20 protein-coding genes are annotated in these 20003 nt (G+C 44.4%); 18 read left to right on the forward strand and 2 right to left on the reverse strand.

Annotation, left to right across the window (positions count from 1 at the left end; translation table 11 throughout):
• Positions 1-37: 37 nt before the first annotated feature.
• Both AC1DLM_RS30775 and AC1DLM_RS30780 read left to right on the forward strand, forming a co-directional pair.
• Positions 38-937 (forward strand): D-2-hydroxyacid dehydrogenase, encoded by a 900-nt coding sequence (locus AC1DLM_RS30775; protein ID WP_477572114.1) that lies wholly within the window; start codon positions 38-40, stop codon positions 935-937.
• A gap of 125 nt (positions 938-1062) precedes the next feature.
• A complete protein-coding gene (locus tag AC1DLM_RS30780; protein ID WP_441990276.1) occupies positions 1063-2133 on the forward strand; it encodes an ATP-binding response regulator in 1071 nt (356 codons plus the stop codon).
• Between the two features lie 501 nt (positions 2134-2634).
• Here AC1DLM_RS30780 and AC1DLM_RS30785 read toward each other — a convergent pair.
• A complete protein-coding gene (locus AC1DLM_RS30785; protein WP_441990197.1) occupies positions 2635-3690 on the reverse strand; it encodes an LLM class flavin-dependent oxidoreductase in 1056 nt (351 codons plus the stop codon).
• 206 nt (positions 3691-3896) lie between these two features.
• Between AC1DLM_RS30785 and AC1DLM_RS30790 the strand changes: the two genes are divergently transcribed.
• The 14 genes from AC1DLM_RS30790 to AC1DLM_RS30855 all read left to right on the forward strand — a co-directional run bounded on the left by AC1DLM_RS30790 (position 3897) and on the right by AC1DLM_RS30855 (position 17601).
• A complete protein-coding gene (locus tag AC1DLM_RS30790) occupies positions 3897-4817 on the forward strand; it encodes an NHL repeat-containing protein (RefSeq protein ID WP_477572115.1) in 921 nt (306 codons plus the stop codon).
• Between the two features lie 259 nt (positions 4818-5076).
• Positions 5077-6099: a response regulator transcription factor gene (locus AC1DLM_RS30795; RefSeq protein ID WP_441990195.1), complete on the forward strand. Its 1023-nt coding sequence runs from the start codon at positions 5077-5079 to the stop codon at positions 6097-6099.
• Positions 6099-7904 (forward strand): histidine kinase, encoded by a 1806-nt coding sequence (locus tag AC1DLM_RS30800; RefSeq protein WP_477572116.1) that lies wholly within the window; start codon positions 6099-6101, stop codon positions 7902-7904. The genes AC1DLM_RS30795 and AC1DLM_RS30800 overlap by 1 nt, the downstream gene beginning before the upstream one ends.
• Positions 7905-7999: 95 nt before the next feature.
• Positions 8000-8974: an ABC transporter permease gene (locus tag AC1DLM_RS30805; protein WP_477572117.1), complete on the forward strand. Its 975-nt coding sequence runs from the start codon at positions 8000-8002 to the stop codon at positions 8972-8974.
• 13 nt (positions 8975-8987) lie between these two features.
• Positions 8988-9881 carry a carbohydrate ABC transporter permease gene (locus AC1DLM_RS30810; protein ID WP_477572118.1) on the forward strand — a complete coding sequence of 298 codons (894 nt, stop codon included), beginning with the start codon at positions 8988-8990 and terminating at the stop codon, positions 9879-9881.
• Positions 9882-9895: 14 nt separating this feature from the next.
• Positions 9896-11542, forward strand: a complete 1647-nt coding sequence (locus tag AC1DLM_RS30815) for an ABC transporter substrate-binding protein (protein ID WP_477572119.1) — start codon at positions 9896-9898, stop codon at positions 11540-11542.
• 68 nt (positions 11543-11610) lie between these two features.
• A complete protein-coding gene (locus AC1DLM_RS30820) occupies positions 11611-13011 on the forward strand; it encodes a sulfatase family protein (RefSeq protein ID WP_441990190.1) in 1401 nt (466 codons plus the stop codon).
• A 19-nt stretch (positions 13012-13030) separates the two neighbouring features.
• Positions 13031-14014, forward strand: a complete 984-nt coding sequence (locus tag AC1DLM_RS30825) for an SGNH/GDSL hydrolase family protein (protein ID WP_441990189.1) — start codon at positions 13031-13033, stop codon at positions 14012-14014.
• Between the two features lie 165 nt (positions 14015-14179).
• Entirely contained in the window at positions 14180-14923 is a 744-nt protein-coding gene (locus tag AC1DLM_RS30830) for an LbetaH domain-containing protein (protein WP_441990188.1), read from the forward strand.
• A 195-nt stretch (positions 14924-15118) separates the two neighbouring features.
• Positions 15119-15280: a hypothetical protein gene (locus tag AC1DLM_RS30835; RefSeq protein ID WP_441990187.1), complete on the forward strand. Its 162-nt coding sequence runs from the start codon at positions 15119-15121 to the stop codon at positions 15278-15280.
• An 86-nt stretch (positions 15281-15366) separates the two neighbouring features.
• Positions 15367-15957: a dihydrofolate reductase family protein gene (locus AC1DLM_RS30840; RefSeq protein ID WP_441990275.1), complete on the forward strand. Its 591-nt coding sequence runs from the start codon at positions 15367-15369 to the stop codon at positions 15955-15957.
• A gap of 138 nt (positions 15958-16095) precedes the next feature.
• Positions 16096-16455, forward strand: coding sequence for a VOC family protein (locus tag AC1DLM_RS30845; protein WP_441990186.1), 360 nt, complete (start codon positions 16096-16098; stop codon positions 16453-16455).
• Positions 16456-16648: 193 nt separating this feature from the next.
• Positions 16649-17362 (forward strand): DUF1361 domain-containing protein, encoded by a 714-nt coding sequence (locus AC1DLM_RS30850; RefSeq protein ID WP_477572120.1) that lies wholly within the window; start codon positions 16649-16651, stop codon positions 17360-17362.
• Positions 17363-17436: 74 nt separating this feature from the next.
• Positions 17437-17601: a GntR family transcriptional regulator gene (locus tag AC1DLM_RS30855; RefSeq protein WP_441990184.1), complete on the forward strand. Its 165-nt coding sequence runs from the start codon at positions 17437-17439 to the stop codon at positions 17599-17601.
• Between the two features lie 358 nt (positions 17602-17959).
• Here the strand turns inward: AC1DLM_RS30855 and AC1DLM_RS30860 are convergent, their stop codons facing one another.
• Entirely contained in the window at positions 17960-18124 is a 165-nt protein-coding gene (locus tag AC1DLM_RS30860; RefSeq protein WP_441990182.1) for a hypothetical protein, read from the reverse strand.
• Between the two features lie 111 nt (positions 18125-18235).
• Between AC1DLM_RS30860 and AC1DLM_RS30865 the strand changes: the two genes are divergently transcribed.
• A complete protein-coding gene (locus tag AC1DLM_RS30865) occupies positions 18236-19489 on the forward strand; it encodes a serpin family protein (protein WP_477572121.1) in 1254 nt (417 codons plus the stop codon).
• A gap of 193 nt (positions 19490-19682) precedes the next feature.
• Positions 19683-20003: molybdopterin-dependent oxidoreductase (locus tag AC1DLM_RS30870; protein WP_477572122.1), on the forward strand; the 321-nt coding region annotated here is incomplete at its 3' end.

The following is a 20003-nucleotide window of genomic DNA, read 5'->3' on the forward strand; positions in this document are numbered from 1 at the left end:
GTAGTTGGATATCAAACGAATATTAGTGACCGGGCGAATGTATAAAGAGCTTGAAAAGCTTACTTCAATGGACACGAAGAGGGAGTATCTGTTTCTTCCAGAGACGGAAGTATGTCCGAATCACTTCGATTGGGCGGATGGTTATGTGGCCTTTAAACCGACGGAGTCGTTTCATTTCGGTAAATTGCTGTGGATTCATGCGCTTGGAGCCGGCGTTGATGCATTTTTATTTGATCGCGAATGGAAAAAGGATGTCATGTTAACGCGTACGGTCGGCAGTTTTGGGCGGAAAATAGGGGAATATTGCTTAAGCTATCTACTTGCCGATTTACAACGTCATGATATATTCCAGCATGCTCAGTCCCAAAGGCAATGGCTGCCATCACAGCAGAAGCTGCTGCATGAATTGAATATCGTCATTTTCGGAACAGGTACGATTGGCGAGGAAGTGGCGAGGATGCTTAGCAATTTTGGAGTAAATATATACGGAATTTCTCGCAGTGGCGCAGCGAACCGTCATTTTAACAAGGTACTTCCGATTACCGAAGTGCACCAGGTGTTACCTCAAGCCGATTGGGTTGTAAACACGTTACCCCTAACACCAAGCACGGAACGTTTATTTGAAAGACGCTTATTTTCCTACATGCAGGGTGCTGGCTTTATTAATGTCGGTAGGGGCGCTTCGGTGGATGAGAACGCACTACTGGAAGCGATTGAACTGGGACAGGTGCGTAGAGCAGTTCTTGATGTGTTTAGGGAGGAACCTCTACCCGTACTTTCACCGTTGTGGGCTCATCCGAACGTGGTCATTACGCCGCATATTTCTGCTGTTACAGGGGTGGATGAAGCAATTGAGGGATTGCTCACTGTGCTTGGAGAAATCGATAATGGACAAGAGCGAGTTAGCCAATCGGTGGATGTACAACGAGGTTATTAGTTCTTTATGAGTTGTATTCCTGTAAAATTAGGAGCCAATCTAATAGTTATAGAACTTTATTACKGAGCCCATTTTGGGCTCTTTTTGACGTTTGAGAGATTAGAATTCCTATGATAAATTAGGCCATCGACGAGCCTGTTAATCTTCAGGTGTTGGATAATTATTTGAGCGGATCTTCTCTACGATTGCTGAAGGCGGCGAATGGGGAAGAGGCGCTGGCGCTTATCGAACAGCAGGTACCTGATCTCCTGCTACTGGATGTGCTGCTGCCTGATATGAACGGCTACGACATTTGTCGTCGTCTTCGCGAACGATATGACGAAAGTACTTTGCCGATCATCCTGCTAACGGCCAAAGGACGATTGGTCGATCTACTGGAAGGCTTCGATGCTGGGGCAAATGATTACATCGTCAAACCGTTCACCCGTCATGAACTGCTGGCACGTGTAGGCATTCAAATGAAGTTGTCGCGCTTCACATTAGAGTTAGAACGGATGGTTCAGGAGCGTACCTCCGAACTGGAGTTTACGACGAATCGCCTTCGAGAATCCGTCCGTGAAACGGCTGAGACGCTTAACGAATTGACGCTAATGGAAGAGCGGAACCTGCTCGCCCAGGAAATTCATGACCACGTCGGACACACGCTAACCACCTCCATCGTACAGATGGAGGCTGCCAAAATGCTGCTCGAACGCGGCGATCCCCGCGGCAACGATAAGCTGGCGCTTTCGCAGCAGCTGGTCCGTAAAGGGCTGGACGATATTCGTGAGTCTGTCCGTACTTTGAAGCAGCAAGGAGTGGATTTCCAGCTGGAACCCGCGCTTAAGCAGTTGCTGGCACAAACGGAGGAAGTAGCAGGGATGAAAGTCGACCATGCCATTTCACCGCTTCCGCCGCTAAGCTCCATGCACAAAAAAGCGATCTACCACGCGCTCAAAGAAGGGCTAACCAACGGAATTCGCCACGGCCGCTGTACTAGCTTCCAGTTTAAACTTAATACTAGTGATGACAAACTGATCTTCTCGCTTTGGAACGACGGAGAGCGCTATGAGGCGACTGCCTTGGGCTTCGGTCTTCAGTCGATGATGGAGCGAATCACGCAATTGGGGGGCAGTCTTCGGATATCCCGGGACGTGGAGCAGGGAGCAGACGGGTGTTTGTTAGTCATTGAGTTGCCAGTCGTAGGAGTCAAGTAGAAGGGAAGTGAGATAGTCGAAATAATCGACTATCTCGCAAGAAACTGGCGCCTGCGAGGGTGAGATAGTCGAAAAAATCGACTATCTCGCAAGAAACTGGCGCCTGCGGGGGTGAGATAGTCGAAATAATCGACTATCTCGCAAGAAACTGGCGCCTGCGGGGGTGAGATAGTCGAAATAATCGACTATCACGCAAGGAATCAGTGCCTAGGGAAGTGAGATAGTCGAAATAATCGACTATCTCGCAAGAAATCAGCGCCTGTTGGGGTGAGATAGTCGAAATAATCGACTATCTCACAAGAAATCGGCGCCTGCGGAGGTGAGATAGTCGAAATAATCGACGATCTCGCAAGGAACCAGCGCCTGCTGGTGGGAGATAGTCGAAATAATCGACGATCTCGAGTAACTTCACCAGCGATGGAATAAAATCGAACTCCTTCGGCAACAAAAAAAAAGGATTCCCCGCCACATACATGGCTTTGGGAATCCTATTTGCTATGCTTATGCCTCGCGCTCCAGCTCCTTGCGAACGATCGGCGCGACTTTCGTGCCGAGCAGCTCGATCGTGCGCAGCAATTCATGATGCGGCAGTGTGCTAACATCCGCATGCAAGAGGAATCGCGTTATGCCGAGGTTCTTGCGGAGCAAGATGATTTTCTCCGCTACATACTCGGGATCGCCGACGTACAGTGCACCGCGAAGGCTTCGCGCTGCATCGAACGTGTCACGCGTGTAGGGCGACCAGCCGCGCTCACGGCCAATCGTGTTCATCATGGCTTCCGTTGCTGGGTAGAACAAGTCGGCCGCTTTCTCACTAGTATCCGATATGAAGCCGTGCGAATGCGTCGCGATCTGCAACTTGCTTACGTCGTGACCCGCTTTAGCGGCCGATTCCTTGTATAGATTGACTAGCGAAGCGAACCTCTCCGGCATACCGCCAATAATCGCAAAGACGACTGGCAGTCCTAGTATGCCAGCGCGAATCGCGGAATCCGGATTACCGCCAGTTCCGATCCATACGGGTAACGGCTCTTGTACAGCTCGCGGATAAACGCCTAAGTTATTAATGCCAGCGCGATGGCCGCCTTTCCAGCTTACTTTCTCTGTTTCGCGGATCGCGAGCAGGAGCTCCAGTTTTTCCTCAAATAGGCTGTCGTAGTGGTTTAAGTCGTATCCAAAAAGCGGAAAAGATTCGATAAAAGATCCGCGGCCCGCCATAATTTCTGCGCGTCCATTGGATAATCCGTCTAAGGTGGAGAACGCTTGGTAAACGCGAACTGGATCATCCGAAGATAACACCGTCACGGCGCTCGAGAGGCGGATTCGTTTGGTCGTGGAAGCAGCTGCCGCCAAAATAACAGCCGGTGCTGAGCTCGCATAATCTGCTCGATGATGTTCGCCAATGGCATAAACGTCTAGGCCAACTTGATCGGCCAAATTTATTTCCTCTACCGCTTGACGGAGCCTTTCCGCATGTGTGATGCCATTAGCTCTTGGAGCAGCCTCGAGAAATGTGCTTATTCCTATTTCAAAAGTTGATGTTGTATGGTTGGACATATTAAATCGCTCCTTTCAGATTAACTCTATTATACTATAATATATAATGTAACTCAAGAAAAGTAAGCAAGTTACTAAGCGCATCCATTCAATCTTCTCTCATCTGTTTCTTACCGTAAACTCGAAAAAGCTTTACAAAAGACATAAAGTGATGTCTGATTATACATGTTGTCTATCAAATTCACATATCGCTCAGGAGGTTAAGTATGCAAACAGGAAATCGCATGTTTCGAACAGAAGTGGTAAATGGGTGGGGACGTCTTCCAGAAGGTCAGACTTTTGGTTATACGCATGGCATTGTTGCCGATTCGGAAGACAATATTTACGTACTTCATACAGGCGTGCCGAATATGTCGGTATTCAGTCGTTCAGGCGAATGGATCAAATCGTGGACTGTTGAAGGTATAGAAGCCAATGCACACGGTTTATACCTCCATAAAGAGCATGACGGTGAATATTTGTACATGACGGATTGTGGACTTGGGACAGTGGTAAAAACAACACTTAACGGTGAAGTCGTACTTCGTTTGACTCCGCCTGATCTAGGTGACGTTTACTCTGATGAAAAAAAATACAAGCCAACTGATCTGGCTGTCGCGCCAAACGGCGACATTTATGTGACGGACGGCTACGGTCAGCATTGGATTCATCAGTATAATGCCCAAGGAGATCGTATCCATTCTTGGGGTGGAACAGGAAGTGAACCTGGCTTAATGAAATGCCCCCATGGCATTTCCGTTAAACTCACGGGCAGCGAACCTGAGCTCTATGTTGCTGATCGAGGGAATCATCGCATTCAAGTATTCACACTAAGTGGAGATTTCAAGCGTTTTATCGACAATGATATGGATATGCCATGCTCCTTCTATTTTCATGAGGGACTCATGTTCTTCCCCGACTTACATAGTAGGGTGACTGTATTCAACTCGGAAGATGATTCACTTGTCGCTCATCTTRGTGAAGATCAATTAGCCTACAAACAGCAAGGTTGGCCTAATTTACCCAAGGAATATTATCGGGATAACCGCTTTAGTTCACCTCATGGCGTCTGTGTAGATTCACTGGGAGATGTCTATGTGGCCGAGTGGATTATCGATGGGCGTATAACGAAGTTGCGTCGTGTATAACGACATATAACAGAATTTAAGTAAGGCTGCCTGGTTTGAGGCAGTCTTTTTTCTTTTTTGCAGAACCATCAAATGGTGACATCAGTCTGTATTTTGCTTACCCAATCGGATAAGTAAAGGTTCAAAGTTTCGATTTTGATGACGCTGTTCATGTTTTGATGGGTATTCAGACGATAGGATATCGGAACATAATTAAGTAGTGCCCTCTTGTCAGAGGCGATCGAGGGTTTTCATTTTTGAAACACGAGGGGGCAATCGAATGGCTAGAATCTGCATTGTTGACGATGAACCAATCATCGGAGTTGGCCTCAAAACGCTGATTGAAGAATATAAACGATTTAATGAAATCGACGTATTTACGGATGGCGAGTCCGCCTTGTCGAACATTATGGCTAACCCTCCTGACGTCGTGTTGACAGATATACGAATGCCTCGGATGGACGGGCTAGAGCTATGCCGACATATACAGCAACTAAAGTTATCAACCAAAGTTGTCGTCCTTTCTGGATACGGAGATTTTGCCTATGCGCAAAAATGTATGTCCTACGGTGTACAAGAATATTTACTGAAGCCAATTACAGAAATCGAGCTTTTTCCAATATTGAATAAAATGCTATCCATGCGGGAAGCTGCACTTATTTCCTTTACTCATTTTGAACAATGGATCGATCAATTAGAAGAAGCGATTTGGATGATGGACAAAGTACGGGTCGATGAATTGCTTGATGAGGGCAAACGGGAGTTGTTCGATGTTGATACGGAGCTCCAACAACACCTGCGGGTATCCGACGCAGTAAAGTTACTTCACAAGAAACTGAATGCCAGAGGGGCATACAGGGTTGAGGTGAAACCATTTGTAGAGGAGCATACAGTCATCACGATTACGTACGAAAGGTTTCAGGTGGAAATAAGAAGCTGGATTCAGCGGCTGAGCGAATATCGCAATCATGAGAGAATCGATGTACTGGAGGCAGCGATTCAATATATTGATGAGCATCTCTTCGAGGATGAGCTTTCACTGGAGAAAGTTGCAGGGAAGCTAGGACTAACGCCGACCTATTTCAGCCATTATTTTAAGAAACATACGAACGAAACCTTCGTGCAACACCGGATGCGCAAACGCATTGATCGAGCTAAACAACTGCTTGCCGTACCCCATTACAAAATTATCGACATTGTAGCCGAGGTTGGTTACGAGAGCTACCCGCATTTTACGCGCGTATTTAAAAAGGCAACTGGATATTCCCCCACCGAATATCGCGGACTGCTCGGGATCAAGTAATGAATAGCAGACTTGTTCGTAAGGTTTACATCTACTTCGTCATTATTATCACGTTAGCCTTGGTGACGGTGGGGGTTACCGGCTATTGGCGATCGTCCAACGAACTGGAGAACCAGTATGAAGGGCTGTTGACTCAAATCGTTGATAATGTCCTACATGAAACCGATCTATTTCTGAAAAGCTATGAGAGGGCTACACTTTCAATTTTAATTTCACCTGTAGTGAAAGAGGCGCTAGATCTTCCCTACCATGCTACTTCAGGGTTTTATTCTTCCGAAATAGCGATGAAGGGAGTATTTCAACCCGTTCTCATTAACAATCCAGAAATCTCGATGACATACATCGTCGGTTACAACGGGTTCCAAGCAACCGATTTCAATGCTCACATTGTCCCTTTTAATTACAAGGGTTTTGATGAATATGTGGAACAGATGAAGGATGACGATACGATTAACGGGAAGCTCACGATCAAAGATTCCGGATTTCTAGACGGTCATCTCACACTCATACGCAAATTGGCGGATCGAACCTCATCTACCTTATTTAAAGGGATCATGGGTTTTGAGCTCAAAATTGGGGAGTTAAACACGCTCTGGAAGGGTATTAAACTCGGGAACTCGGGGTATTTTTTTATCGTTAACGATCGTGGGAAAATACTGTATCATCCGGATTCGAGCCGAATCGGGAAACAGCTCGATGGCATGCATTTCAATACGGTTGAAGCCAAAACAGATCAAGTATTTGAATTGCCCGGAGAACCGGGGCGAGTATTTTTCAGCAGAAAATCCGATTACTCCGGTTGGACGTTAGTGGCAAGCATGTCCATTTCTGAACAGCGACAGCCCATTTCCGATTTGCGGCAAACGATATTAATTGTAGGTATCATTACTTTGTTTTTGGCCACATTCCTAGCTTATCGATTCGGTCAATCGATTGTTCGTCCTGTTCGATTATTGGAGAATGGCATGCGTCAGACGGCAAAAGGTCTATGGACTCGAGTACCACTCACTGGGAGCTTAGATGAAATGGACCAGCTAATCATCAGCTATAATACGATGGTCTCTCGGCTGGAAGAGTTGGTTGAGCCGGTTTACGAGACCGAACTGCGCAATCAAGACAATATGATGAAACGGCAGCAAGCGGAGTTTCAATCCCTGCAATTACAGATTAACCCGCACTTTTTGTACAACACGTTGGAAATTATTATTTGCTATGCTGTCATCCAAAAATCCAGCGAAATCAAAGACATTGTTCGTTCTCTGTCGTATATGCTGCGTTATTCCATCCGTACTGACTTGGAGGAAATTACGGTAGCGAATGAGCTCAAACACATTCTGTACTTCATGTCGATTATGAAATATCGCAACCAGCGCGAATTCGAGATTGATGTTCGGATCTCTACGGATTATTTGCTGGACAGCATGGTTCGTTTGACGCTGCAACCCTTGGTGGAGAATGTATTTAAGCATGCGTTTYCCTATGGAATCGAGGATAAGCACACAATCATTATAGACGCTTGGAAGAATGAAGCGGATTTTTATGTCATCGTTCAAGATAATGGCTGCGGTATCGAAGCCGAATCCCTACTGCAATTAAACACACGACTCCTGAATAGCCGACAGGAGAAGCTGGTGGATACGCAACCCACATTCGAAGGCAGCATCGGACTGCTCAATGTGCATAACCGAATTCAGATGGTTTTCGGGCAGCAGTATGGACTTTCTGTTCAAAGCGAGCAGKGGAGCGGCACGAAAGTTACGATTCACATGCCAACTTCCAGTGCAAAAAAAGTCATAGCGGTGTAAATGAACACAATGCTTGGCGCACCTTGCTTTTTGTATGCTGTAGACAGATGTACATTACACATACCGAGTTATGGTCATCGACTAGGGAGGGATTTATGGACATATCGGCTAGTAAAAGTGGCACACGATCTGCAGTTTTCGTGAAAAAGGAAAATTACTTGTTTAGGCTTAAGAAAAATGCATCCAACCATTGGCAGCTTTACGTGCTAATGCTGCTGCCCATTATTTATTTGATCATTTTCAAATACGTGCCGATGTATGGTGCTGTGATTGCGTTCAAAAATTATATTCCCACAAAAGGGGTATGGGGCAGTGATTGGGTTGGGCTGAAGCATTTTGATCGTTTTTTTCATTCGTATGAATTTGTGCGGATTATGAAGAACACAGTCGTTCTCAGCCTCTATAGTTTACTTGCGKGGTTTCCGTTCCCCATCATACTCGCGCTTTCCTTGAATTACGTTAATTCTCGTTTCTTTAAAAAATCCGTGCAAATGATCACCTATGCGCCGCATTTTATCTCTGTCGTTGTCATGGTAGGTATCATTTTGCAAATGATGGATCCTCGGGTAGGCCTGATCCAGAAGATTATGAAGTATTTCGGACTGCCTACCATCAATTTCATGGGTATACCCGAGTGGTTTTCACATGTTTTTGTCTGGTCCGGTACTTGGCAAAATGTTGGATTCTCCTGCATCATTTACTTGGCAGCGCTTGCAGCTGTCGATCCTTCGCTCCACGAGGCAGCTGTTGTAGATGGCGCGAATAAAGTACGGCGAATGTGGCACGTCGATTTGCCTGGTATTCTGCCGGTTGCGGTCATTCTGCTCATCATGAACACCGGCCATGTGTTAGACATCGGCTTCGAAAAGGTGTTGCTGTTGCAGAATCCGCTGAATATGAGCTCATCGGAAGTCATCGATACCTTTGTGTACAAAGTCGGTTTGGCATCAACCGCAATCAATTATTCCTATTCATCTGCCATTGGGTTGTTTAAATCGGTCATTAATTTGATCCTGCTCGTTCTCGTTAATCGAATAGCTAGACAATTAGGGCAAACCAGTCTGTGGTAAAGGAGGCGCGTCAATGACGGGAAGCATTAAGGAAAGTGCAGATGACAGACTTTTTACAATTCTGAATTACATCATCCTATTTATTTTTACTATTACGATTCTATATCCGTTGATTTATATTGTCAGTGCTTCCTTCAGCTCATCCACCGCGGTTATTTCCGGCAAAGTCTGGTTGTATCCGATTGAGCCGACGCTAGCGGGTTATGAAGCAGTATTTAAGCATCGCTTGATCATGTCGAGCTTCTTGAATTCCGTATTTTATACCGTGGTGGGAACAACCATCAATGTCCTGTTTACACTCATTGCGGCATATCCGCTTTCGCGAAAAGATTTTATGCCACGTAATGCCGTCATGGCGTTGTTCGTATTCACCATGATGTTTTCAGGGGGATTGATCCCGTCGTATCTGGTTGTGAAAGAGCTTGGTATGATCGACACAAGGTGGTCATTAATTATTCCAGGAGCGCTCGGTGTGATGAATATGATCATTGCCMGCACGTATTTTCAAACGACCATTCCMGAAGAATTGCTTGAAGCCTCTCAAATGGATGGCTGTAGTGATTTTACATTTGTACGAAAGATCGTACTTCCCTTGTCAGGCCCTATCATAGCAGTCATTTCCTTGTTCTATGCAGTAGGGCATTGGAACCAATACTTTAGCGCATTGCTCTATTTGAAACATCAAGAGTTGTACCCGATTCAATTGGTGTTAAGGGATATTTTGGTGCAAAACGAGGTCGATGCGTCGATGATAACCGACCTTGCAGATCAGGCTGCAAAAGATGGTCTGCGGGAGTTGTTGAAATTTTCCCTTATCGTCGTGTCTACGCTGCCCGTGCTCATCATCTATCCATTCATACAAAGGCATTTTGTCAAAGGCATGATGATTGGTTCATTAAAAGGCTAAAGGGAGGTTTTTACATGAAAAGAGGGTTAAAAGCTTTAGTAGCAATTACGGCATCGTCATTAGTACTTCTAAGCGCATGTTCGGACAGCGGATCGAAGGAGGCTGCCAAGCAGACGGAAACCATCGTCGATGATCAAGTAACACCAGCGGGCCAATTCCCGATCACGAAAGAAAAGACAACACTCAAAGTGATGGTCAAAGGCTCCAGCATTGTCGAAAACTTCGCAACAAACGAGTTCACCAAGTGGTTAGAAGAGAAAACGAACATTCATATCGATTGGGAAGTGGCTCCGGAAAAAACATTTGCAGAGAAGCTCAACGTTTCACTCGCAAGTGGTGATTACCCAGACGTGCTGCTTAACATGAGTGTATCGCCGATTCAGCAATCGATTTATGGGAAGGACGGCGTCTTTATTCCGCTGAATCCCTACATCGACAAATATGGTGTTGAAATGAAAAAGATGTTCGAACAAGTTACCTATGTGAAAGATCTGATTACGATGCCTGACGGTAAAATTTATTCGGTTCCACAGGTCAATGATTGTTACCATTGCTCACTTGGTCAGAAAATGTGGATTTATAAACCTTGGCTTGATAAACTTGGGTTAAAAATGCCAGAAACGACGGAAGAGTTTTATCAAGTACTCAAAGCTTTTAAAGAAAAAGATCCGAATGGAAATGGTAAAGCAGATGAGATCCCGCTTGTGGGTGCAACGAATGGACCCTCCTCTACGTTAGATCTATTTCTGCCAAGTGCATTTATCGAGAAGGATTTCAACCTGCGCTTTGTGAAGGATGGCAAGGTCCAAGTTGCCTATAATCAACCTGAGTGGAAAGAAGCTTTGAAGTACATGAATAAAATGTTCGCCGAGGGCTTAATTTCCCCGCAAACGTTTACGCAAGATAGAAACCAGCTGAAACAAATGGGGATGAACCMGGAAATTCMAATTCTGGGAGCCATTGCGTCACAAAATCAGACGGTATTCGTCGAAGTGGATAACGCGAGATTCAAAGATTACGTCTCCGTTCCTCCGCTCAAAGGGCCAACAGGGATACGTTCTACAGCCTACAATCCTTATGCGGTTTCTGCAGGACAATACGTCATTACGAATAAAGCGAAAAATCCGGCTGCCGCATTCCGTATGGCTGACTTGCTGCTTTCGGAAGAAGCGACACTCCGCAGTACACAGGGACGTCCAGATCAAGAGTGGGTGCGTCCTGCCCAAGGTGAGCTTGGCGTTAACGGTAAGCAAGCGGTATGGAAACCGATCGTATCGTTTGGCAAGCTGCAAAACATACATTGGGCGCAAGCAGGACCTTCGCTGCGTACGAACGAGTTACGCTTAAGCGTAGCGGCGGATCCGAAAAATTCACTTGAACTTATTTTATATAATGAAACGAAAAAATACGAACCTTTTGGAACGAATCCGAGCAAGATTGTACCGCCATTGTTCTTCACAAACGAACAGGCCGAGGAACTATCTACGCTTGAGAAGACATTGACCGATTACAGAACTGAATTTTTCGCCAAAACAGTTACAGGCTCACTAGACGTTGAGAAAGAGTGGAACAACTACTTAAGCACGTTGGACAAAATGAATATTAAACGCTACTTGGAAATTTACCAACAAGCTTATACCCAATTTAAAGCTAAGAAATAGAAACAGAAATAGAAATAGATCACATCCAGATCATACAGAATGATGTGGCAAGGGAGAGCGTGTTTAACATGAAAGAGAAAACGATTAAGACGGATTTAGCTGAACGACCTCATGTCGTATTTCTTATAGCGGACGATCATCGTGGTGAAGCTATCGGAGCTTACGGCAATGAAGCCGTGCGGACGCCGGTGCTGGATTCGCTGGTAGCCAGCGGGACAGCATGTCGGAATACACATATATTCGGTGCTCTAACCGGAGCGGTTTGYGCGCCAAGCAGAGCATGCGTCCATACCGGTATTCCGCTCTTCCGAGCGACGATCGGCAAGGATATGACGAACCGGGAACATTCGAGCGTAATTCGCTCGGATGTTCGGCTCATGCCGCAGACAATGCGCGATGCTGGGTATCGTACACATGCGGTCGGCAAATGGCACAACGACAAGGCAAGCCTCGCCCGGAGTTTCGAAGGGGGAGATAAGCTGCATTTTCACGGGATGAGCGATCATACCCATGTTCCTGTGTTTGATTATGACCCGTCTGGGATGTATCCGAAGGAACAGGAATATATGGAACATACGTTCTCAACTGAGTTGTTTACCAACGCAGCCGTCAACTTTATCGAGGATTATGAGGAAAAGCAGCCATTTTTCCTGTATGTCGCTTATACAGCACCGCATGATCCGCGAACCGCGCCTGAGCCGTATGCAAGTATGTACGACAAGTCTGATATAACGCTGCCTCCGAACTTTATGCGAGAACATCCATTCGATACAGGGGATATGGTCGTGCGGGACGAAAAACTTGCGGGGTGGCCGAGGGACGAGGACGAAATTCGGCAGCATATGGCCGATTATTACGCGATGATAAGCCACATGGATGCGCAAATTGGTAGGGTCATTGAAGCGCTGAAGGCTAAGGGCATCTATGACAATACGCTCATCGTCTATACTGCGGATCATGGCTTGGCAGTCGGGCAACACGGACTGATGGGCAAGCAGAACCTTTACGAACATAGCGTGCGCATCCCGCTTATTTTCCGAGGCCCGGGTGTGCCGCAAGGCAACCAGGTGCATGCGCTGGCCAGTAATATCGATATATTCCCAACAGTTGCCGGGCTATGTGAGGTCGACTTGCCTGAGGAAACCGAAGGCATATCACTGCATCCCATCTTCTCAGGAGAAAGCGTTGGTGATCGCGGAATCGTAGGCTCCGTTTATCGAGATTTGCAGCGAATGGTAACGGATGGTCGATGGAAGTTGATCCGATATTATCGCTCGCCAATTACTAACACAGGGACGGAACGAATCCAGTTGTTCGATCTACAAGACGATCCATGGGAAACGCATGACTTGTCCGCAGAGCCTGAGTATGCTGAGCACATTAAACGGCTTGCCTCTGAATTAGTAGCTTGGATGCATGCTTCCAGTGATATTTTGCAAGATAAGCCCGTGATTCCAGTTCTCGTATAGATTGAAAGGTGAAATGAACATGCAAACCATTGAAATCAATAACGCTTGGTTTCGGGGTGCCGTTTCCATTGAAACGAATGAAAACGGACTTCAACCTTGGCGTTTACCTCACGACCAGCTCCGCTTATATGCATCTAAATTAGTGGAGAAAGCAGGTGAAGCAGCGGGTGTAAGACTTGCTTTTCTAACCGACTCCAGGACAGTGGGTCTACACGTCGCATCTGAGGATCAAGATAGACAATTTGACATTGTAATTGAAGATGAATACATCGGAACCAAGACTCTCCTTGCTGGTGATGACCTCTGTTTATTTTCAAACTTACCAGACAGTATGAAGCGAGTTGACTTATATTTTCCGCAATATGCTGTCGTCACTGTGAAATCTCTCAAGGTTGATGTGGGGGCAACGGCTGTGCTCGCGCCAAGCAATCAATCAAGGTGGGTTACATACGGGAGCTCCATCACACAATGCACCACTGCTGAAAGTCCAGCTCATACGTGGCCGGCAATCGTTGCACGCCATAGAAGTTGGGATCTGACATGTTTGGGATTCGCTGGACAATGTCATTTGGAACCCATGGTTGCTCGCGTCATTCGTGACCTTCCAGCTGACGTCATTTCCTTGTGTCTTGGCATTAATGTGATGGGTGGCCATAGTTTAAATATCCGGACCTTTCGTTCTGCGATCTTTGGCATGGTGTCGATCATTCGGGAAAAGCATCCCTATACGCCTATCTATTTATTTTCGCCTATTTATTGTCCTCACAGGGAAACGGACGAGAACGTAGTAGGGATGAACTTGGTTACCATGAGGAAGGAGATCCAAGAAGCGGTGAATATCCTAACTTCTTATGGGGACTCAAACCTTACGTATGTAGACGGCTTGGAAATCATGGGAGAAGCTTTTGTCGACCACCTTCCAGACCAGCTGCATCCGAATGCAGGAGGCTATAAAATTATGGCTAATCAGGTACTCGGAAAATTAAAAGATAGGTATATGTAAGTAAGATTGCTACATACGCCATTTATTCAAAAATCMCTTAATGAACCGGCTGCATGTGACCCGGCATTAAGGGGTTTTTTGTAATGTAATTGTACGGAACTGTGACGTTCGCCTATATCCTGAATAGTGTAATGTAAGACACGGATATCTCCTAGGAGTGAGCATATGACTAAGGTCAAAAATCTTTGGAAACCTGTATTCATGAATAAGATTAAAATTAAGAAATCTACCGGCGATTTACCTCGAGGACCCGTTAACTTATTTGCTCGCTTAATCAGTCCGAATCCAATTACGACCTTCACCCCCGAACAACGTTTCCCGATCATTAATAACACGGCTTTTATCAGCCAGTATTCTAGTGTTGTTGGCGATGTAACACTTAGTAAAAATGTCTATATCGCACCAAATGCCACGTTGCGTGCAGATGAAGGTACGCCTTTTTTTATCGGGGAAAATACGAATATTCAAGATGGAGTCGTCCTGCACGGACTGGCTCACGAATATATCTTGGTCGATAACAAAAAGTATTCGATCTATATCGCAAACAGCGTCTCCATTGCTCATGGGGCACTCATTCATGGTCCTTGTTATATTGGGGAAAAGGTATTCGTAGGATTCAAATCTATCATATTTAATGCCTCTATAGGGCATGGCTCAGTGATATCTATGGATTCCGTAGTTACCGGCGGAGTAAAAATTGCGCCTAATCGATTCGTTCCACCTGGAGCGCATGTGGATACGCAAGCTAAAGCTGACTCTCTGCGCAGAGTGCCGAAAGATCAAGTTGAATTCGCCCGCGAAGTACAACGCGTAAATCGGGAGTTCCCTCATTCTTATCATCTATTATTCGGTACAGAGCGGTGTTCTTGTGGCGTCGCCTTTGAGCGAAACTTTTTATTGAAAAAATGATGCTACATTGCTAAAGGGCTGCCGGGTGGCAGCTCTTTTCTTATTGGATACTAATCGTAAACGCAGAGTTTCTTGCTCCCTGAATGTTATTTATGATTCCTTATGAATTTGTGCTAAAATATGGATAGGCAACTTCTTGCTCTACATATCTAAGCATACAGCAAATCCCAAAATATTAATTCTGGAGGTACTACTATGGATGATTATTTTTTGGTTAAAGACGGTCGAATTGTACGCTGGGACGGGATAACACTGGGTGGAACCAAAATCCGAGCCGATGAGCTAGTCGAGTCATTTGGTCGTAAAGCTCTTGAGGAAATTGAACGTTTTGGTTTTTACAGCATAAAGAAAGCTTAACGATTTTTCGGAATAACAGTATCTCAATCAAAGCCGCGGATAACGTGGCTTTTTTATTATGACATAAGGTGACATATTCAAGGTTTATATTTGTTGTAGATCGACGAAAGGAGCAACTACTCTTGAAACGGAAAATAATTTTAGATTTGGCAGTAACGTTAGATGGGTATATCGAAGGGAAAAATGGAGAAGTTGATTGGTGCGTGATGGATCCTGAAATGGGGTTTGTCGATTTCCTAAACCAAATTGATACCATCTTGTATGGCCGGAAAAGCTATGATTTATGGGGACAATATACACCAGAGTTAGATCATGCGGATGCTGATAAAGAATTGTGGAGCTTAGTTCATAGTAAATATAAATATGTGTTTTCCAAGACACAAAAAGGTACTGATCATAAAGCCATCTACATCAATGATAATATTTTTGAAGAAGTAACGACATTAAAGAATAAGCCTGGCAAAGATATTTGGCTATATGGCGGAGCAAGTCTTATTACAACTTTTATCCATTTAGGACTTGTTGACGAGTTTAGATTGTCTGTTCATCCCGTTATTCTGGGAGAAGGTAAGCCGTTATTCGTTGATATTAAACAGAGGTTGAATTTACAACTAGTGCATACAAAAACGTTTTCATCTGGCGTTGTGCAACTCATCTATCATTGGAGTGGGAAATAAATAAAAAAATGTAGACTCTCAGTTAATTGCTAAGGGTCTACATTTTTAATTTCCAGAATTTACTTGCTACTTTATAACCATAAACGTATAGTAAGTATAATAATTGTGAACAACCCTATTTTAAAGGAGGAACAGTCTATGAAAATAAAAGAATCGGGAATTATTTTGTTTACAGAGAATTATGAGAAAGCAGTGGACTATTATGTAAACCAAATTGGATTAACATTACGATTGCAAAAAGATGATTTGTCATTTTTAGATTTTGGGAATAGTTACTTATTAATCGAAGGAAAGGGAGTAGCATCGCAGAGTGAAAAAACAAGAGCGCAAAGTTCCGTATGTTTAAGAATTGATGTTTATGATTTTGACCAAACYGTGTTTGAACTTAAGCAAAGAGGTGTGGATGTTGATGTAAAAAGATTTGATTGGGGGATCATTGGCGTCATTATTGATCCAGAGGGTAACAGGATAGAGATAAAGGATGGGAATATAAATTGAAAATTTTATCAATTAAGGGCTGCCGCGGGGTAGCTCTTTTTGTAATGTAATCAAGGTAGAACAAGTAGAACGGGAAACTTGCAAAAGTTCATGCTTTGAATTAAATCCATAATCTGGTAGTGTTATTTTATACAAAAATTAAGGCTAGCGAAGTAAATCTTCCTGCCTTTTTATTTTACTCAGGAGGACAATCTTGGAAAAACTAAATTCCCTAAACTACCCAGGAAAAATTTATCTCATTATCGTCCTGTGTGTTGCTACGTTAATTAGTTTAATCAGTGTCTATAACATCCAATCTCCGTCTGGAAATAGACTCTATTTATTTATCTTTTGGGATACATTTCTTGCATGGGTACCAGTAGGAATTGCCGTAATTCTAGATTTACTATTTTGTTATACCCGTAAGAAAATGCGTGCAGTATTATTCCTATTCGTGGGAGCTTCATGGTTTTTCTTCTTTCCCAATGCACCTTATCTTGTGACGGATTTACTTCATGTATTCGCGCGGTACAGCTTTGACCCTACTAAGCGATTTTGGGCAGATGTCGTGTTTTGGCAGCATTTATTTAGTATATTTACGATCGCTATACTAGGGCTTTTATTGGGATCAGTTTCGCTGTTTTCCGTGCAGAATTTGGTGAGAATAACATTTGGGGTTATTTCTAGCTGGATTTTTGTAATTTTCGTTCTCTTACTAAGTAGTYTTGGAATCTACATTGGCCGGTTCGTTCGATGGAATAGTTGGGACGTTATCATGCGACCAGGTTATATCTTGAATGAATTAGTTATCATGTTAACGGATAGAAGTAAGCTTTATCATATTTTCTTTTTCTGTAAGTTCATGTTTATGGTTTTAATCATTAGTTACGTACTGTTCTATGCCATAACAAGAGTTAGGAAATTATAGTTTAACTAACTGATTTTACGATAATATAACCCAGATACATACCAATAAAGAACAACCCGGAGGTTCAAAGTTTCATGATTGGTAAATCTAGTCGATCCACTTTTCGAACACGATTGGAGGAGATGGTCGCATCTCTGAGCCATAACATCGTAACGGGAAAACTGCAGCCCGGTGAGTACTTGCCATCCGAATTAATGCTTGCGGAGCAGTATAGTCTCAGTAAAAACTCGATCCGCTAAGGGTTGAATCAATTACTCGCACAAGAAATGATTGAAAAAGTGCCACGTGTCGACACTCGCGTAGTTGGAGCAGGGTTATGCGAGAAGTTGACTTTGAAGTTTGGGTATTACCCGACCCTTACGTTGGAAGGCTAATGAGACCGTTCACAAACGTTGGTAACCTGTATGTGCAGCCATTCACGTTTTCACCAATTATTTTGTGTTACAACAARGCTCATTTCAGGGAAGCCAATCTGCCTGAGCCGGACAGCAGCTGGAATTGGGACGATGTGCAGCGTACTGCGCTTAACTTTTCGCAAAAACATGAGAGGTTGGGTTTATTTTTTCTTTAACACGTAGTGGAATTTCCTTTAAAAGCTCAGACCACGAAACGAAAACCGATTTGTCCCAAGTATATTCGATAAATTCCATCGTTGGTCGGAAACGGAATGTTTGCATGTAGCGTTCTACCATTTGGTTCGTTTCGCTGTGGCGCATACGTTTTGACAAGCGCTAAACCGAGAATTATTTGCTGATCTTGCATAATTGCTTCCTCCTCTTAGCTTAACGATTCGCATTTAATTCCAAGTTGATTATGGAACATTATGTAAAGTTCCCTCGTCTATAACATATAGGAATGACAGGGGGGACCAGAATGAAAAATAATTTTAGGAATAGTAAGCTTCTTGCGACTGGCTTGCTGCTGATACTGATTGGGAATGCATGTGGTAATCCTGCTGAAAATTCGATGTCATTGGAGAAACGACAAGTTACAGCGGACAAAGTTGATGGGCGAATCATTAAAGCAAGCAACGAGTTCGGCATGCAGCTCCATCGGCAACTGGTTCGAACAGAACAGGACAAGAAGAAAAACATTTTCATTTCGCCCACCAGCATTTCTTTGGCGCTTGCCATGTCTTACAACGGAAGTAAGGKGGAAACGCAAGCCTCAATGGCCAAAACGTTAGGCTGGCAAGGCATGTCCTTGGATGAAATAAATCGGGGGAACGAGATGCTCATCAACCTTCTGCAGCACTCGGGCAGCGGCGTTAAAGTGAACATTGCCAACTCACTTTGGTCACGAAAGGGAGCAGCGTTTCACATTGATTTCATGAAGACCCTTCAAAACTTTTATGACGCCAAAGTAGCTGAACTCGATTTCAACAGTCCCAAAGCGCCTGACACCATCAATGACTGGGTAAATAAGAATACCAACGGGAAAATTCCGCAGATAATTGACTCCATCAATCCCAAGGAAGTTTTGATCCTGATGAATGCGGTCTATTTCAATGGAGGGTGGAAAAAGGAATTCCAACTTTCTGGCACGAAAGAAGAAAGCTTCAAACTGCCTGATGGATCCACCAAACAAGTGCAGATGATGTCGCAATCAGGCACCTACGAATATTTGCAGGAAGAGGGATTTCAAGCCATTCGTTTGCCGTACGGACAGGGGCAGATGGATATGCTGATCATTCTTCCAGATGAATCGTCTTCACTTGATGCTCTTCACGATAAGCTTTGGGCAGATCCCGAGCGCTGGTACAAGTCATTCCAGTCGAGCCGAGGTGAAATCAAGCTTCCCCGTCTGAAGATCGACTATAGTGAAAAGCTTAAAGAACCTCTCATGGCTATGGGCATGACGCTGCCTTTTGACGAAGTTCATGCAGATTTTTCGGGCATGGCACCTGTTCCACCCAACCTTTTCATCAGTGCGATAACACACAAAACGTTCATCGAGGTCAATGAAAAAGGAACAGAGGCTGCAGCGGTCACTTCGGTACAGATGGCAGGGGCTTCCGCACCAATCGATGGACCGTTCCAGATGACGATAAACCGGCCGTTTTTCTTCGCGATTGAAGACCGCCAGACCGGGGCATGGCTTTTTGTAGGGTCCGTGGTTGAACCATGAGCACAAACTAAAATTGCAACGAGTTACTGCGCAAACAAACAGAATCATGATCAAAGCCTGGGCCTTCACACGCCGAGGCTTTTTGACATGTAGTCAAGCACTAAGTGGAAGAATGATGTTGATGTGACACCAAGAATGAATGGAGTCAGAATTTCATAAAATAGGGAAGCCATGATTTGGAAAGGAGCCTTATATGAATTTGTATGACCCTGCTAGGATTTCTCGCTCTACTATACCTGAGAATCAGGAATTTCCAATGTTAGCTCTTTCAAGCTGGGTTACCCCAGAAAACAAGTTTTATATTCGCAATCATTTCCCATATCCGGCATTGCCAATAAATGATTGGATGCTTAGTATAGTAGGATTTGTCCAACACCCAATTCATCTGAATTATCAAGCAATATTTCAATATCCTCAAATCACATTGCCAGTTACTATGGAGTGTTCAGGAAACAAAAGAGCGTATTTCCGGCCTAAAACCAGAGGGGTTCAATGGGAACAGGGGGCTGTAAGC

The organism is Paenibacillus sp. 01T442, from assembly GCF_056398345.1.

Excerpts from the sequence above, each read along its gene's own strand:
- AC1DLM_RS30775 (WP_477572114.1), top strand. The coding sequence starts at position 38 with ATGTATAAAGAGCTTGAAAAGCTTACTTCAATGGACACGAAGAGGGAG.
- AC1DLM_RS30785 (WP_441990197.1), bottom strand. The coding sequence starts at position 3,690 with ATGTCCAACCATACAACATCAACTTTTGAAATAGGAATAAGCACATTT.
- AC1DLM_RS30795 (WP_441990195.1), top strand. The coding sequence starts at position 5,077 with ATGGCTAGAATCTGCATTGTTGACGATGAACCAATCATCGGAGTTGGC.
- AC1DLM_RS30825 (WP_441990189.1), top strand. The coding sequence starts at position 13,031 with ATGCAAACCATTGAAATCAATAACGCTTGGTTTCGGGGTGCCGTTTCC.
- AC1DLM_RS30830 (WP_441990188.1), top strand. The coding sequence starts at position 14,180 with ATGACTAAGGTCAAAAATCTTTGGAAACCTGTATTCATGAATAAGATT.
- AC1DLM_RS30835 (WP_441990187.1), top strand. The coding sequence starts at position 15,119 with ATGGATGATTATTTTTTGGTTAAAGACGGTCGAATTGTACGCTGGGAC.
- AC1DLM_RS30855 (WP_441990184.1), top strand. The coding sequence starts at position 17,437 with ATGATTGGTAAATCTAGTCGATCCACTTTTCGAACACGATTGGAGGAG.
- AC1DLM_RS30860 (WP_441990182.1), bottom strand. The coding sequence starts at position 18,124 with ATGCAAGATCAGCAAATAATTCTCGGTTTAGCGCTTGTCAAAACGTAT.